Below are 13,357 nucleotides of genomic sequence, written 5' to 3' on the forward strand. Positions count from 1 at the left end.
CGGGCGCTCGCGCGGCGGCGTGCAAGCACGCCTTGATTCCGCGCGGGGGACAGGAGGCGACCGTCCCCTCAAGGCCAAAAACCGCCCCTCAACCCACCGCCGATTGCAGATCGAAGATCGGCAAGAGGATCGCCAGCACGATCACCAGCACCATCGCCCCCACCACCAGCATCAGGAGCGGGTCGATGAGCGCCGAGACGCGCTTGCGCTCGTTGGTGAGCCACGACTCCACCAGCACCGCCGCGCGTTCGGTCATCCGTCCCAGCCGCGCCGATTGTTCGCCCGCGGCAATGAGTTGGCGGCAAACGGGCGGCACAAGGCTCATCCGCGCAAGGCCCTGGCTCAGGCTTTCGCCGCGCCGCACCGCCTCGGCCAGGTCCTCGGCCTCGGCGCGAAAGCGGCGGATCACCAGAACCTCGCCCGCCGAGGCGGCGGCATCCACCACCGCCTGACGGCTGGAAATGACCAACGCCAGCGTGCGCAGGTATTGCGCCGCCGCCGACAGCCGCATGAGCCGCCCCACCACCGGCAGGCGCAGCGCCACCCCGTGCCAGCGGTCGCGGATCGCAGGCACGCGCAGCGCGAAAACGATGCCAAGGACCAGCCCCGCCGTCCCAAAGCCAAGCGCAAGCGCATTGGCCTGGACGAAATCGCTGATCCCCATGACGAATTGCGTGAGCGGCGGCAGCGGGCGCCCCGTGACGGCGAACATGGCGGCAATCTCGGGCGCGACATTCACCATCAGGACCCCCGCCACCAGAAGCGAGACCGCCGCGACAAAGGCCGGGTAAATCAGCGCCGTGGCCAGTTGCGCGCGGTCCGCGCCCACCGATTCGAGATAATCGGCCAGCCCCTCGAACACGGCGGCCACATCGCCCGATCCTTCGCCCGCGCGCACCGCCGCGATGTAGAAGCGCGGAAACCCCGCCCCGGCGATCTCGAGCGCGGTCGAGAGCGGCTGGCCGTCCATCAACGCGGCCTTGGCCTCGGCCGCCGCCGCCTCGATCACGGGGGCGGTGCCCGAGGCGCGGATCGTCTCGAGCGCGGTTTCGGCGGTCAGGTCCGACGACAAAAGCACCGCCATCTGGCGGGTAAAGACCGCGCGCATATCAGCATTGAGCCGGGTGCGGCGTCCAAACGCTGGACGGCGGGCGCGCGCCCCCTTGGCGGTGATCGCCTCGGCGAAAAGGCCCTGACCGCGCAGGAGATCGGCGGCCTGCGCCTCGCTCTCGGCCACCAGCGTGCCACGTTTGCGCGCGCCCGTCGCGGTGAAGGCGGTATAGGCAAAGGCCCTCACAGGGCGTCACCCACCACCCGGAGCGCCTCGGCCAGACTGGTCCTGCCCGCCGCGACCTGATGCAGCGCCTGCCCGAAAAGCGTCTGCTCGGGCGGCAGCGCCACGCGTTTCATCTCGGTCTCGGATTGACCGGCGTCGATGGCCGCGCGCAACTCCTCGGACACTTCGAGGATCTCGAACACGCCGACGCGGCCCGCATAGCCGGTGCCGTTGCAGGTGTCGCAGCCCCGCGCGGTATAATGCCGCTCGGGCACGGGCAGACCGGCGGCGGTGAAGTGGCGGGCGGCCTCGGGGTCGGGTGCCGCGCTCTGGCGGCACTCCAGACAGAGCTTGCGCAAGAGGCGCTGCGCGATCACCCCGCGCAACGTCGCGGCAATCAGGAAATCGTCCAGTCCCAGATCGCGCAGCCGCACCACCGCGCCGACCGAGCCATTGGCGTGGAGCGAGGAAAACACCAGATGCCCGGTGAGCGAGGCCTGCGCGGCGATGCTCGCCGTCTCCTTGTCGCGGATCTCGCCCACGAGGATGATGTCGGGGTCCTGCCGCAGCGCCGCGCGCAAACCGGCGGCGAAGGTCATGCCGATCTCGGAATTGATCTGGGTCTGGCTGATCCCCGGCAGATCATATTCGATCGGGTCCTCGGCGGTGAGGATGTTGCGCACCTCGTCATTGGCCAGTTGCAAGAGCGAATAGAGCGTCGTCGTCTTGCCCGAGCCGGTCGGCCCGGTGGCAAGAATGATGCCGTTGGGTCGCTCGGCCATGCGTGTCAGGATCGCCTCCTGATCGGGGCGCAGGCCAAGCTGCTCCAGCGGCATGAGGCCAGCGGAGCGATCCAGCAGCCGCATCACCACCCGCTCGCCATAGTTTCCCGGCAGGGTAGAGACGCGCACATCAATGGCCCGCCCGCCAAGGCGCAGCGCGATATGCCCGTCCTGCGGCAGGCGGGTTTCGGAAATATCCAGCCCCGCCATGACCTTGAGCCGCGACACCACGCGCCGCACCGGCACGTCGCGCCGGTCGAGCACGGTCTGGAGCATCCCGTCCACCCGCATCCGAGCGCGCAGGCCCGCCTCGTGCGGCTCGACATGCAGATCGGACGCACTGGCGCGCACCGCGCGGCGCAAAAGCTGGTTCACAAGCTGGATGACCGGGGCCTCCTCGTCGGCCTCCAGAAGGTCGCGCGGCCCCTGTCCGCCCGTGCCCTCCTCCAGATCGAAGGCCAGCCCGTCCTCGCCCGCCTCGGTGCCGTCGTCGCGGTAGAGCGCGGCAAGGCGCGTCTCGAACGCCTCGGCACCGAGCCTTTCCAGGCCGAGCGCGCCCCCGGCGCGACGCCGCGCCTCGCGGAGCCCGAGCGCGCCCGCCTCCGGTCCGGCCACGAGCCGCCCGCCCTCGATCAGCACCTGCATGTCTCGGGCCAGCGCAAAGGGCAAGGGCGGCGCGGTCATGCCTAGCGATCCGCGAAGGTGAGCCGCGAGGGCAAGGGCGGCAGCCGCCGCGCCCGCGCCGCCGGGTCGATGAAATTTGCATCGAACGGCTGGTTGAGGTTGACCCCGTCGAACGGCAAGAGCTGGTCGGACTGTTGCGGCCAGGTGCCGTCATCGGGCGGCGCGATGAGCGCGGAGGCGCGGCGCGCCTCCTGTGCAAGGCGGCGTGTCTCGCGGGCGGCCTCGGCGTCGCTCGACAGAATGCGCGGACGCAGCATCACCAGCAGGATGCGCTGGTTTTGCGAGGTCGAGCGCCCCTTGAAGAGCCGCCCCAGCAGCGGCAGTTCGCTCAGCCCCGGCACCCGCTGGTTGATCGATCCCGAGCCGTTTTCCAGAAGGCCGCCCAGCATGATCACATGCCCGTCGCGCACCAGAACGTTGGTCGAAAGTTCGCGCTTGGAGGTGATCTCGCCCCCGGCGGCAGAGGCGGAATTGGTCAGGTTCGACACTTCCTGTCGCAACTCCATGCGCACGGTCTTGTCGCGGGTGATCTGTGGCGTCACGCGCAGGGTCAGGCCGACATCCTGCCGCTGGATGGTCTGGAACGGCTGGTTGGGCACCGCGCTGTCGCCCACGGTGGAAAAGCTGCCGGTCACGAAGGGCACGTTCTGCGCGACGATGATCTCCGCCTCACGGTTGTTCAGCGTCAGGATCGACGGGGTCGAGAGCAAGCGGGTGGAGCTCTTGGAGGCCAGCGCCGCGATGAAGCCGCCGATGCCGTTGGAGCGGTCGAAGGCCGCGATGCTGCCGCCGGTGCCGCCGCCGGTGGGCTGGCCGCCCGCAAGCACGGTCGTCACAAGGCTGGTCAGCGTCGGGCGGCCCGGAATGGCGAATTCGACGCCGCCCACAGTCGCATCCTGAATGACGCCGCCGAACTGGAACGACAGATCCGAGAAACTCTCCACCGAAAGCTCGAAGATCACCGCCTCTATCAGCACCTGATCGGGCCGCTGATCCAGCCCGCGCACCGCCGAAACGATGTCGGAAAGCCGGTCGGTGGGCGCGGTGACGATCAGCGCATTCTGCGAGGTCTCGGCCACCACCGTAATCCCCTCGGACGAGGTCACGGCCCCCTCTGCCGTGCCGCCGCCACCGCCAAAACTCTGGCGGATCACCTCGGCCATGTCGGAGGCATCGGCATAGTTGAGGCGCACCACTTCGGTGGCGATGCTGCGCTGCGGCTTGTCCAACTCGGCCACCACACTGCGCACGCGGTCGCGGAATTCGGGCGTGCCCGACACGATCAGCGCGTTGGAGCGCGGATCGGCCGAGAGGCTCGCGCCCGGCGGCGCGATGGAGAGCGCATTGATCACGCCGAGCATTTCCGACGCCTTGCCGCTGCGCAACGGAATGGTCTCGATGGCATTGCGCGACGGCGTGTCGAGCCGGTCCACAAGCTGCACGATGCGCTGGAAATTCTCGCGCCGGTCCGACAGGATCATCAGCCCCGCCTCGGGCACGGTCGAGAGCACCGCCTCGCCGGGCAGAAGCGGGCGGATGACCTCGGCCACCTCCTCGACGGGGCTGTTGCGCAGGGTGATGACGCGGGTCTCGAAATCGCCGCCGCGCCGCGCGCGCGCATCACCGGGGGCAAGCTCGCGCGCCACGTCGAGCGGCACGATGCGGTCGGTCTCGGTCCCCTCGACGATGGTGAGGCGGTTCAACTCCAGCACGTTGAGGAAAATCTCGTAAATCGCCGCCGGGGTCACGGCATTGGGCGCGACCACCGTGACCGAGCCCTGCACCCGATCATCAAGGATAAAGTTGCGCCCGGTCGATTGCGCCACGATCTGCACGAAGTCGCGCAGGCTCGCGTCCCGCAGATCGAGCGAGACCTGCGCCGCGCCGGGCATGGGCAAAAGAAGCCAGAGAGCGACGAGCACGGATAAAAGGCGGTGGAGCGTCATGGGAGCCTTTCGGAAATCGGTTGCCGCAAATAGGATGATCACAAGGACTTCACATATGTGTGAGGATAGCCGATCCTCCCCGTCCATGCCACGGGAAACCGAAGGGATGGCGGGGGTGATTTTTCCATGGGCAGCCCTCACGACGGCGTGATAGGTTGCGCCGGTAAGATCGGACAGGCGAATTTGATGGATGGATTGAAAAGAGGTATCGCACTTGGGCTGAGCCTGTTGGCTCTTGCCGCTTGTGAGCCGGGGGCGATCAGTCAGGGCGCTGACTTTCAAAGAAAATATGAGGGTGCCCGCAAGGCGCTGGAGGACGGGAATTACGATCTTGCCGCGCGCAACTACGCGGCACTTCTGCCGTCGGCGGGGCCATTGGAGCCGCGGCTGCGGCTTGAATATGCCCATGCGCTCTTGCGCGCCGATCGCCATGACGAGGCGGCAGCGGAGGCCGGGGCCGTGGCGCGCGGGCAATCGGGCAGCAACCGAGCGGCGGCGCTCGCGGTGGAGGGCACGGCGCTGCACGAGAGTGCGCTCGCCGATATGCGCGCAGGCCGCGCCGCGCCCGACAAACTGCGCCGCGCCGAGGCGGCGCTCGCCGAGATGCTGCGACTCGACCCGTCGCTTGACCCATTGGGCGCGATGCAGAGCCGCCGCGACGAGATCGCGGGCAGCCTGCGGCGGGGGTGATACAAGGCAATTTCAGAGGAAGGTGATGAACTTGTTCGGTTCGACAGTGCGACAAGGTTCTACCGCGCGGGCACCAGCCGCAGGTCGGCGGCCACCACATCCTCACGCGCGCCGCGCTCGAAGGCGAAGCCGGCCAGATCGTAGCCCCAGACGCCGCTCTGCCCCGAGAGCCATTCGGCCAGCGCGGTAAAGCGGACGGCGTCAAAGCGCAGCGTTATGCCGCCATCAGCGGTATTGGCCAGCTCGCTCACCACCTCACGCAATCCCGCCGCCCGCAGCCCCGCCTCGATCCCGCTGATGCCGATGGCGGTCGTGGCCCGCGCACGCGACGTGCCCGCGTCGCGGGCAAGACGCGCATGGGTGAGGGCCTGTTCGGCGACCCAAAGTTCGGTCATGCGCGCCTCGGCCAGCGCCGCGCGCGCCGCCGATTGGCGCTCCAGCATCGGCAGGGCCACGCTTTGCAGCAACAAAAGCGGCAGACCGATGACAAGAAGCGCCAGCAGCGCCAGACGCTCGCGGCGGCTCCGTTCCAGCATCAGACCGGCGAGACGGTCGAAAAGCGCGCTCATGGCCCAGCCCCCGGCACAGTCGCGTCAAGCGCCAGCACCGCCTCGACCCCTGCCCCCTCGCGCGCGACCGATTGCGTTACACGCGCCTCGGTCCCGGCGGCGGCAAGCGCGGCCATGAGCGCATCAAGCGCCGCGAAATCGCCGATTTCAAGGTCGATCACCAGCCCTGCGCCGGGCTGATAGCCCGCGCGGGTGACGCGAAGCTCATGCCCGGCCAGCACCGCCCCCGCAAGGCGCAGCGCCTCGAGCGGGCGGGGCTCGGCGGTGATCTGCGTCGCGCGCGCGGCGGCCCGCTCGAGCGCCAGACCGACCTGCGCGCGGATATCGAGGATCGGCCCCGACGGGATCAGCCCGGCGCGCGCCAGCCGTTCGGCATTGAGCCGGTAGGCAAGGCCCTGCGCCGCAAGCCGCTCGGTCTCGATCTGCACCGAAGCCGCCCAGAGGCCAAAGCCCGTCAGCGCCAGCACCAGCGCGGCGGCAATGTGCCCAAGGCCGCGCCGCATCGCCGAGCGCTCGGCCTCGGGGTCGCGGGCAAGATCGAGCGTCAGTTCGCCATGGGCAAAGCGCGCGGGCGCAAGATCCGGCGCAAGCGCCTCGGGTGTCGCCGCCACCGGCCAGCCTTGCCCCGCGAGCCATGCATCAAGCGCGGCAAGGGCCGGACCAAGCCGCAGCACCGCGCGCGGCGGCGCGGCCTTCCCCGCCTCTTCCAGAAGTGCCAGTGCCAGATCCGGCTCGGCGGCAAACCCGTCCTCGGGACCAAGGCGCGCGCGCACGCCCTCGCCCTCGCCCTCGGTCTCGATCACCCACAGCCCCGCTGCTGCAGGCAGGCAGAGATAATCGGGCAGCACCGCGCGGCAGGCGGTTCCGGCCACCCGCGCAGCCCAGGCCCCGCGCGCCTTCGTCTCCACCACCAGCATGCGCCGCCAGCCCTCTGGCGCGGGACCAAGCCGGGCGGGGCGCATCTCGGGCCCGGCCCCGATCGCATCGCGCACCTGACGCCGCGCCACACGCTCGCGCGCCACCCCCTTGAGGCCCGGCGGCAGATCGAGCGGCAAGAGCGGCACCTCGGCCCCCGGCACCCGCAACACGAAAGCCCGCTCCGGCAGCGGCGCATCCCTGCTCAGATCGTGCAGGACAAGGGCCGTCTCGGGGCGGGCCTTGCGGCGGAATGGCAGGGTCATGGCAGGATCATCCGGCGGTGAGCTATTGTGACCGCCCCATCGAGGGGCGCGCGTTCCAGCGTCAGGATGCGGCTTTGCACGCGCCCGTCAAGCGCCAGATCGAAGCGCGCCTCGAACCAGCGGGTGCGGGTGGCGAAACCGCCCGCCGCGGCCTCGGCCTGCGCGATCACGCGCGGGTGAATGAGGCGCTCTGCGCGGGCCGCGAAATCGGCGGGGCTGGTGAAGGGCGCACGGGCCCGCTCGTCCAGCAGCCGCGCGATATTGGCGGGGTTGGCGGCGGGCAGCACGGCAGCCAGCACCTCGGCCGGGGCGGTGTTGACATTGAGCGGCGTGCCCGGCGGAAGCGCCGCCACGTAAGGCGCAAGGCCTAGGTAATGCGCCTCTGTCATACCGCGCACAAGGCGCAGCGCCTCGACCCGGTCCACCGCCCCGGTGCCCACCTTCACCGGCACCGGGCGGTTGACGTAATCGGCGGCGCGCACCGGCCCGCGCGGCTGCACGAAACCCGCGATCTCGGAGCCGAGCACCACCGGCAGGCCAAGCCGCCGCAACAGCCGCTCAAAGGCGCGCGCGGCGGCGCCATCAGTGGCATTGGCAAGGCTGTTGACGTTGAAGCGCCCTTGAAGATCAGAAAGTTGGCCGGTGAGCGTGCCCCGGTCGATCTGCGCTTCGATGGGCTGGCGCGCCCATGGCTCGTTCAGGTGGTCGATTTCGGGCGCGCGCAGCCAGTCGGCGCGCAAGACCGGGTCCAGAAGCAGAACCGCCGCATCAAGATGAAGCGCGGCCTGCTGGCTGGTCTGAAGGTGCGCCGCGCGATCAAGGCTCGCGCTGGCGCGCAGCATGAGGCCAGCCGCCAGCGCCGCAATCGCCGCCACCATGATCAGCGCGTTGAGCAACGCGATGCCGCGATCCCCCCTCATGGCAGGGCCACCAGGATCGCGATCGGTCCGTAAAGCTCTGATTCGAGGGTGACTTCAATAGCACGCGGCAGGCGCTGGCGGGCCTCCTCGCCCGGCTGGCCCCACCCCGCGATCCACCCGTCCTCTGGCCCCGCATAGGCGCGCAGGCGCAGCCCGGACACATGGTCAAGGACACCCGTTTCGGGCGACAGGGCCAGGTCGGAGGCCGGGCGCATCACCGGCCAGACCGCCCGCAAGAGCCGCTCCTCTGCCCGGTCATGCCGCCAGATGACGCGTTCGGTCCCGGCGGTCTGCGCCTCGGGCAGCACCGCACGGGCCTCGGTCGAAAGGGCGAACCAGCCCTCTTCGGCGCTGCGATCCAAGAGCGGTGGCTCGGGCTCGAACCCTTCGGGCGGCCAGAACCGAAGATCGGCGGCGGATTTCAGATCGGCGCGCAGAAGCACCAGCGCGCGGGCGAGTGCGGCCGCGTTCTCGGCGGCGGCACCGGTGCTGTCGCGGGCGCGCAACATGCCGCTGAGGGTTTGCAGCCCCATCACCGCGACCAGCGCGAAAATCGCCATGGCAGCGACCAGTTCCAGCAGGGTCAGGCCACGCTCGCCCCTCATGGCGTCACGTCAAGGCGCGCGATGACGATGACCTGCGCGCCCGGCCCGCTTGCCCCGCGGGCGCGGATCGTGGCCTGAACAAAGCCCGCACGCGTCGGCTCTTCGTCGATCTCAAGTCGCCAGCCGCCAGACAGGTCGCGCGGCAGCGCGCCCGCCACGCGCGCGCCGTATAGGCGGTATTCCTCGGCCCGGTTGAGCGCGACCTGAAGCGCAAGCGCGCGCGCGCTTTCACCGCCAAGCGCGCGCGTCGCGCTTTCGGTGCTGCGCAGCGCGGCCATGGTCGCCATGGCCAGCACGAGCACGGCCACAACAACCTCCAAAAGCGTGATGCCGCGTGTGGACGCGCCGCTCATTGCGCCCCGCAGTCAAGACCCGCGAGCGGCACCGCACGGCAGAGCGTGACCACGCCCCCGGTGGTGAAACGCACGGTGACAGGGGTCAGTTTGCCATCCGGCAGAAACACCAGATCGGGCACGGGCGGATCAGGACGTTCGCGCGCAAGGATCGGCCCATCCGTTCCCTCAAACACCACCGCATCGCGGAATTTCTGAACCGGGCCAGAGGTTTGCCAGCCCTGCCCGGCCCTCACGGGCCGCAGGACCTGCCAGCCCCCGGACATTACGCGCAGCCCCCGCGCCTCCTGCCCGAGCAGGGCGGCATCCATCAACGCGCCATAGGCCTCCGCGAAATGCGCCGCGTCCGAAGGCCCGGACCGCCGCCCGACCGAGAGCGTCGCGGCCAGCGTCAGCGTCGCCATGACCGCGACCACCACGACCATTTCAAGAAGCGAAAACCCTGCCGCGCCGCCGTGCCTCACCCGTCCCATGACCCGATATCCGCATCAAGCCCGGTGCCGCCCGCGACACCATCCGCACCAAGCGTGAAAATGTCGAACTCGTCATGCACGCCGGGAGAGAGGTATTGGTAATCGTTGCCCCAGGGGTCCTTGGGAAGGCGGTCGATATAGCCGTTTTGCGCATAGTTGGTCGGCACCGGCTCGGTCGCGGGGCGGGTGACGAGGGCAGCAAGCCCCTGTTCGGTGGTCGGATAGCGGAAATTGTCCAGCTTGTAGAGCTTGGCCGCGCTGGAAAGTGAGGAAATATCGGCCTGCGCGCGCGCCACGCGCGCCTGATCGGGCCGGTCGATGATACGCGGCATCACGACAAGCGCAAGGATCGACATGATCACCACGACAACCATCAGTTCGAGCAGCGAAAAGCCCGCATCGCGCGCGGCGGGGCGGTTTGCACACGGGATGGAGGAGTTATTGATTTGCATGGTAATTCTGCCTTTGAAATGCGCTAGGCTCTTGCGGGAATCATACGTCACGGGCGCGTCACTGGCAATCGCCGCGCCGGTCATTTTTCAGGAGGGCCGTGATGCCCGAGACCTTTCCGCTCGCGGTTTTCCTCTGTCTGAGCGGGGCGGCGCTGGGGTCGTTCTTCGCCGCGTGGGCGGATCGGCTGGCGCGCGGACAAAGCATCGTGGCGCAATCCTCGGCCTGCGGCACCTGCGGAGCGCGGATCGGCTGGCGCGATCTGGTGCCGGTGCTCTCGTGGCTCCGGCTGGGCGGGCGCTGCCGTGCCTGCGGGGCGGCTATCCCGAAACGGCTTTATTACGCCGAACTTGCCGGTGTCGCGCTGGCGTCCGTGGCCATATGGGTCGCGGCCACCCCGTGGGAGATGGTGTTGGGGGCGCTCTTTCTGTGGCTGCTCATGGGGCTGGCGCTGTGCGATCTGGCGGCGTTTCGCCTGCCCGATCCGCTCAACGCGGCGCTGCTGGCGGTCGGGCTGGCGATGGCCTCGCAGGGCGGCGCGCTGGCCGAAGGGCTGATCGGCGCAGGTGCCGGCGCGGGCGCATTTCTGGCGATCCGGCTTGGATATGCCACATTGCGCGGACGCGAGGGGCTGGGTCTTGGCGATGTCAAGCTCATGGCCGGGCTCGGCGCGGCGCTCGGATGGGTGGCGCTGCCGCTTGTCGCCCTCATTGCCGCGCTCGCGGCAATGACGCTGACGGTGCTGCGGCGGCGCGCCGTGGCCAAAGACGTGACCGGTGCCGAAGAAATTCCCTTCGGGGCGTATCTCGCGGCGGCGGCGGGCGCGGTCTGGCTGCTCGCGGCGAGGGGCAGCGTTTACTGAGACAAGGGCCCCGAAAGGCACGGGCGGCAGGTTGCCCCACCGCCCGCTACGTCCCCTGTGGCCCATTACTCAAAACCTCAGGGAACGATCCAGTCACTGACCACGCGGTAGCCCAGCCGCGTCTCGGGGGCCAGTTCGGCGATGAAGGCGCCCTTGGAGGCGATCCTCTGTCCCGGCCCGAGACCAAGCTCGGGATGGGTGCCGACATTCAACTCGCTTTCGGCGAGGTGCTCGACGATTTCCATCACGTAATCGCGGTAGAAATCGGTGATGACATGCATGAGGCCAAACTCCAGCATCGTCATCGCGTAATAGGTCTGCATCTGCGTATGCGAATGGGTGATCGGCAGACGGCGCGAATTCATCCAGGCGCGCACGCGGAACTTGCGCGGGTGATAGGCACCGGGCTGCTCGTAAGGCCAGACCACGCGGGTGCGCGGGATCATCGTCTCGGGCAGGCCCGACGCGGCCTCCATCTGCACTGCCGAGGGCAGGAACAGCCGTGCGGGTGGCCGGGTATCGGCGAGCACTGCCACGGCCTCGGCCGCAGTCTCGGGCCAGATCACCAGCGTATCATCCGCGCCAAGCCCCGCGAGCGCAGCCCTCAGGCCTGCGGCATCCGCAAAGCCGCGCGTCTCGACCGGCACATCGGGCAGCATCCGCGCCATCGTCGCGGAAAACGCCTCGGCGGGGCGAGTGCCTTTCGGCGCGTCGGCATGAAGCTGGACCACGCGGGCGGGCGGTTGCTCCTCATCGCTGAGATGGATGGCGAGCGCCTCGGCCTCCAGCGCGACACCACGGTTGAAGAACACCGAATAGCCGTAGCGCCCTTCACCCGGTGTCGGCAATTCGGTGTTGGGAAAGAGGCACGGCATCCGCATGTCATCGCAAAACGCCCCGATCTCGTCCCACGGCCCCTCGACCAGACCGCTCACCGTCGCGAACACGGGCCGCTCGGCATAGAGCGCGTCAAGCTGTGCGCGCCATGTTTCGGGCGGACCGCTCAGACGCCAGACATGCAGTTTCCAGTAGCGATAGGCCGGGATGAAGTTCGACCGGTAATTGGGTGAAAAGGTCGGGTTTTGCGTGTCGACCGCCGTATCCTTGTTCATCCAGTCGACATAGGCCTCCATCGTGCGCAGCATCGCCGCGGCCTCGTCCGGGTCGGCATCGGGGCCGATGACGGTGGCGAGGTGGATATCCTGCGCCTCTACCCCCGGCGAAATCTCGGCCGAGAGCGTGCGCAGAAAGGCGACGAGATTGGCCACGTCCTGCGCCGAAAGCTCGTAGCGCGGCATGATCGGGTCAAGGTCGTGCCCGCCCGGATCGACACCCTCGCGCAGCGCGCGCGCGAGCAGAGCCTCGTCATAGGCGGACCGCATCCGGGGCTGTCGCACCCGCGCCCAGAAACCGGGCGGCTGCACCTCCTGGTAAAGCTCCTTGAAATTGCGGTTGCGGTCGAGCGCCTTCTTCTCGAACAGCACGCTGCCGATGATGGGCGGCATGTAATTGCCCCCCTCCGAGGTGCCGAACCCGCTTGGACGGTGGCAGGAGACGCAGGAGAATTGAGCACCGGACACGGCCACGTCGCCCTGGGTCACCCCGCGAACGGGCGCGCCATCGGCACCGATCCCCTCCCAGTAGAGCCGCTTGCCCGCCGCAGCATCGCCCGCCTGCCCCGCGCCCGCGCCAAGCGGGGCAAGTGCAAGCGTCAGCGCAAGAGCCGCAACCCGCATGAACCCTGCTTGCATCAGTTCACCTCGGGGCGCACAAGCCGGGCATATTCCCCGGCAAGTTCCTCGGATCCGAGAAGCCCCTCGATCCGAAGCCAGGGCGCATCGCCATTGGCGCGCAGGAAGGTCAGCGGGCGGTGATACATCTTGTTCTCGCCCTTGTAGACGGCGTCAAAGGCGCGCACGACCTGGAAGATATCGTCGAACCCTCCGGTCAGCATCACCCAGTTGTCCTTGGCCGCGTGCAACTCCGCATATTCGCGCAGCCTTGTGGGCGTATCGTATTCCGGGTCGATCGAGATCGACACCATCAGGTAATCGGGGTCGATGGCGGCAAGGTCTTCCTGCGTCTGGCCGAAGGTGGCGCTCTGCACCGGGCAGATGGTGGAGCAGCTTGTGAAGATGAAATTCAAGAGCACCGGGCCGTCGAATGCGAGAAGCTCGTCAAAGGCGACCTTTTGGCCATTCTGGTTGCGCAGGGTGATGGCGGGGGCGCTATAGGCGTGGCTGCCGCGCTTGTATTGAAAGCCGTCAGGGCGCATCGCACGCTCGGAATTGCCCTCGTCCATGCCAAGATGGCCGGGCATCCGGTGGTCGGCGGCGGCATGGCCATGATGGGCCGAATGATCCTGATGGCCGGAATGATCCTGCTGCGCGGAATGGCCACTGTGATCCTGGCCAGAATGAGCGCTGGTCTTGGGCGCGCCGTGATTGTGGCCGTCATGGGCCTGCGCGCTCAACGGCGCGAAAAAACCCGTCCCGACAAGCGCCAGGGCGGCGATGCGGACTGTGGCTGAAATCGGTTTCAGAATGGTCATGGATACCTCCATGGT

14 protein-coding genes are annotated in these 13,357 nt (G+C 68.6%); 2 read left to right on the plus strand and 12 right to left on the minus strand.

Features of this window, described 5'->3' with window-relative positions; translation table 11 throughout:
• Window positions 1-88: 88 nt before the first annotated feature.
• Genes ABIE57_RS04995 through gspD form a run of 3 tightly spaced genes read right to left on the minus strand, consistent with a single transcriptional unit; the run spans window position 89 to window position 4,688 of the window.
• Window positions 89-1,297, minus strand: a complete 1,209-nt coding sequence (locus ABIE57_RS04995; protein WP_354537910.1) for a type II secretion system F family protein — start codon at window positions 1,295-1,297, stop codon at window positions 89-91.
• On the minus strand, window positions 1,294-2,742 hold the full coding sequence (locus ABIE57_RS05000) for a GspE/PulE family protein (RefSeq protein ID WP_354537911.1): 1,449 nt from the start codon (window positions 2,740-2,742) through the stop codon (window positions 1,294-1,296). Before ABIE57_RS05000 ends, ABIE57_RS04995 begins: the two co-directional genes overlap by 4 nt.
• Window positions 2,743-2,744: 2 nt before the next feature.
• The gene (gspD, locus tag ABIE57_RS05005) at window positions 2,745-4,688 is read right to left on the minus strand and encodes a type II secretion system secretin GspD (protein ID WP_354537912.1); all 1,944 of its coding nucleotides are present in this window, start codon (window positions 4,686-4,688) and stop codon (window positions 2,745-2,747) included.
• Between the two features lie 186 nt (window positions 4,689-4,874).
• On the opposite strand from gspD, the gene ABIE57_RS05010 reads away from it, so the two are divergent.
• On the plus strand, window positions 4,875-5,378 hold the full coding sequence (locus tag ABIE57_RS05010) for a hypothetical protein (protein ID WP_354537913.1): 504 nt from the start codon (window positions 4,875-4,877) through the stop codon (window positions 5,376-5,378).
• A gap of 59 nt (window positions 5,379-5,437) precedes the next feature.
• On the opposite strand, the gene ABIE57_RS05015 is transcribed toward ABIE57_RS05010, so the two are convergent.
• The 7 genes from ABIE57_RS05015 to gspG are packed head-to-tail and all read right to left on the minus strand — an operon-like array spanning window position 5,438 to window position 9,931.
• The gene (locus ABIE57_RS05015) at window positions 5,438-5,947 is read right to left on the minus strand and encodes a type II secretion system protein M (protein WP_354537914.1); all 510 of its coding nucleotides are present in this window, start codon (window positions 5,945-5,947) and stop codon (window positions 5,438-5,440) included.
• Window positions 5,944-7,128, minus strand: coding sequence for a type II secretion system protein L (locus tag ABIE57_RS05020; protein ID WP_354537915.1), 1,185 nt, complete (start codon window positions 7,126-7,128; stop codon window positions 5,944-5,946). The genes ABIE57_RS05015 and ABIE57_RS05020 overlap by 4 nt, the downstream gene beginning before the upstream one ends.
• On the minus strand, window positions 7,125-8,048 hold the full coding sequence (gene gspK / locus ABIE57_RS05025) for a type II secretion system minor pseudopilin GspK (RefSeq protein WP_354537916.1): 924 nt from the start codon (window positions 8,046-8,048) through the stop codon (window positions 7,125-7,127). Before gspK ends, ABIE57_RS05020 begins: the two co-directional genes overlap by 4 nt.
• Window positions 8,045-8,653: a type II secretion system protein GspJ gene (locus ABIE57_RS05030; protein ID WP_354537917.1), complete on the minus strand. Its 609-nt coding sequence runs from the start codon at window positions 8,651-8,653 to the stop codon at window positions 8,045-8,047. The genes gspK and ABIE57_RS05030 overlap by 4 nt, the downstream gene beginning before the upstream one ends.
• Window positions 8,650-9,006, minus strand: a complete 357-nt coding sequence (locus ABIE57_RS05035; RefSeq protein WP_354537918.1) for a hypothetical protein — start codon at window positions 9,004-9,006, stop codon at window positions 8,650-8,652. The genes ABIE57_RS05030 and ABIE57_RS05035 overlap by 4 nt, the downstream gene beginning before the upstream one ends.
• Complete coding sequence (locus tag ABIE57_RS05040) at window positions 9,003-9,479, minus strand: prepilin-type N-terminal cleavage/methylation domain-containing protein (protein ID WP_354537919.1); 477 nt, start codon at window positions 9,477-9,479, stop codon at window positions 9,003-9,005. Before ABIE57_RS05040 ends, ABIE57_RS05035 begins: the two co-directional genes overlap by 4 nt.
• Window positions 9,467-9,931, minus strand: coding sequence for a type II secretion system major pseudopilin GspG (gene gspG, locus ABIE57_RS05045; protein ID WP_354537920.1), 465 nt, complete (start codon window positions 9,929-9,931; stop codon window positions 9,467-9,469). The genes ABIE57_RS05040 and gspG overlap by 13 nt, the downstream gene beginning before the upstream one ends.
• A gap of 101 nt (window positions 9,932-10,032) precedes the next feature.
• On the opposite strand from gspG, the gene ABIE57_RS05050 reads away from it, so the two are divergent.
• Window positions 10,033-10,791 carry a prepilin peptidase gene (locus tag ABIE57_RS05050; protein WP_354537921.1) on the plus strand — a complete coding sequence of 253 codons (759 nt, stop codon included), beginning with the start codon at window positions 10,033-10,035 and terminating at the stop codon, window positions 10,789-10,791.
• Between the two features lie 77 nt (window positions 10,792-10,868).
• Here the strand turns inward: ABIE57_RS05050 and ABIE57_RS05055 are convergent, their stop codons facing one another.
• Both ABIE57_RS05055 and ABIE57_RS05060 read right to left on the minus strand, forming a co-directional pair.
• Window positions 10,869-12,542, minus strand: coding sequence for a c-type cytochrome (locus ABIE57_RS05055; protein WP_354537922.1), 1,674 nt, complete (start codon window positions 12,540-12,542; stop codon window positions 10,869-10,871).
• Window positions 12,542-13,342, minus strand: coding sequence for an SCO family protein (locus ABIE57_RS05060; protein WP_354537923.1), 801 nt, complete (start codon window positions 13,340-13,342; stop codon window positions 12,542-12,544). The genes ABIE57_RS05055 and ABIE57_RS05060 overlap by 1 nt, the downstream gene beginning before the upstream one ends.
• Window positions 13,343-13,357 lie beyond the last annotated feature (15 nt).

It is taken from the genome of Roseovarius sp. MBR-6 (assembly GCF_040547525.1).
Classification (GTDB): Bacteria; Pseudomonadota; Alphaproteobacteria; order Rhodobacterales; family Rhodobacteraceae; genus Roseovarius.

What these genes read in the sequence shown, in the direction of transcription:
- ABIE57_RS05055 (WP_354537922.1), bottom strand. Translation starts at nt 12,542, where the DNA reads ATGCAAGCAGGGTTCATGCGGGTTGCGGCTCTTGCGCTGACGCTTGCA.
- ABIE57_RS05030 (WP_354537917.1), bottom strand. Translation starts at nt 8,653, where the DNA reads ATGAGGGGCGAGCGTGGCCTGACCCTGCTGGAACTGGTCGCTGCCATG.
- ABIE57_RS05000 (WP_354537911.1), bottom strand. Translation starts at nt 2,742, where the DNA reads ATGACCGCGCCGCCCTTGCCCTTTGCGCTGGCCCGAGACATGCAGGTG.
- ABIE57_RS05020 (WP_354537915.1), bottom strand. Translation starts at nt 7,128, where the DNA reads ATGACCCTGCCATTCCGCCGCAAGGCCCGCCCCGAGACGGCCCTTGTC.
- ABIE57_RS05010 (WP_354537913.1), top strand. Translation starts at nt 4,875, where the DNA reads ATGGATGGATTGAAAAGAGGTATCGCACTTGGGCTGAGCCTGTTGGCT.
- ABIE57_RS05035 (WP_354537918.1), bottom strand. Translation starts at nt 9,006, where the DNA reads ATGAGCGGCGCGTCCACACGCGGCATCACGCTTTTGGAGGTTGTTGTG.
- gspD (WP_354537912.1), bottom strand. Translation starts at nt 4,688, where the DNA reads ATGACGCTCCACCGCCTTTTATCCGTGCTCGTCGCTCTCTGGCTTCTT.
- ABIE57_RS05015 (WP_354537914.1), bottom strand. Translation starts at nt 5,947, where the DNA reads ATGAGCGCGCTTTTCGACCGTCTCGCCGGTCTGATGCTGGAACGGAGC.
- ABIE57_RS05060 (WP_354537923.1), bottom strand. Translation starts at nt 13,342, where the DNA reads ATGACCATTCTGAAACCGATTTCAGCCACAGTCCGCATCGCCGCCCTG.
- gspK (WP_354537916.1), bottom strand. Translation starts at nt 8,048, where the DNA reads ATGAGGGGGGATCGCGGCATCGCGTTGCTCAACGCGCTGATCATGGTG.
- ABIE57_RS05050 (WP_354537921.1), top strand. Translation starts at nt 10,033, where the DNA reads ATGCCCGAGACCTTTCCGCTCGCGGTTTTCCTCTGTCTGAGCGGGGCG.
- ABIE57_RS05040 (WP_354537919.1), bottom strand. Translation starts at nt 9,479, where the DNA reads ATGGGACGGGTGAGGCACGGCGGCGCGGCAGGGTTTTCGCTTCTTGAA.
- gspG (WP_354537920.1), bottom strand. Translation starts at nt 9,931, where the DNA reads ATGCAAATCAATAACTCCTCCATCCCGTGTGCAAACCGCCCCGCCGCG.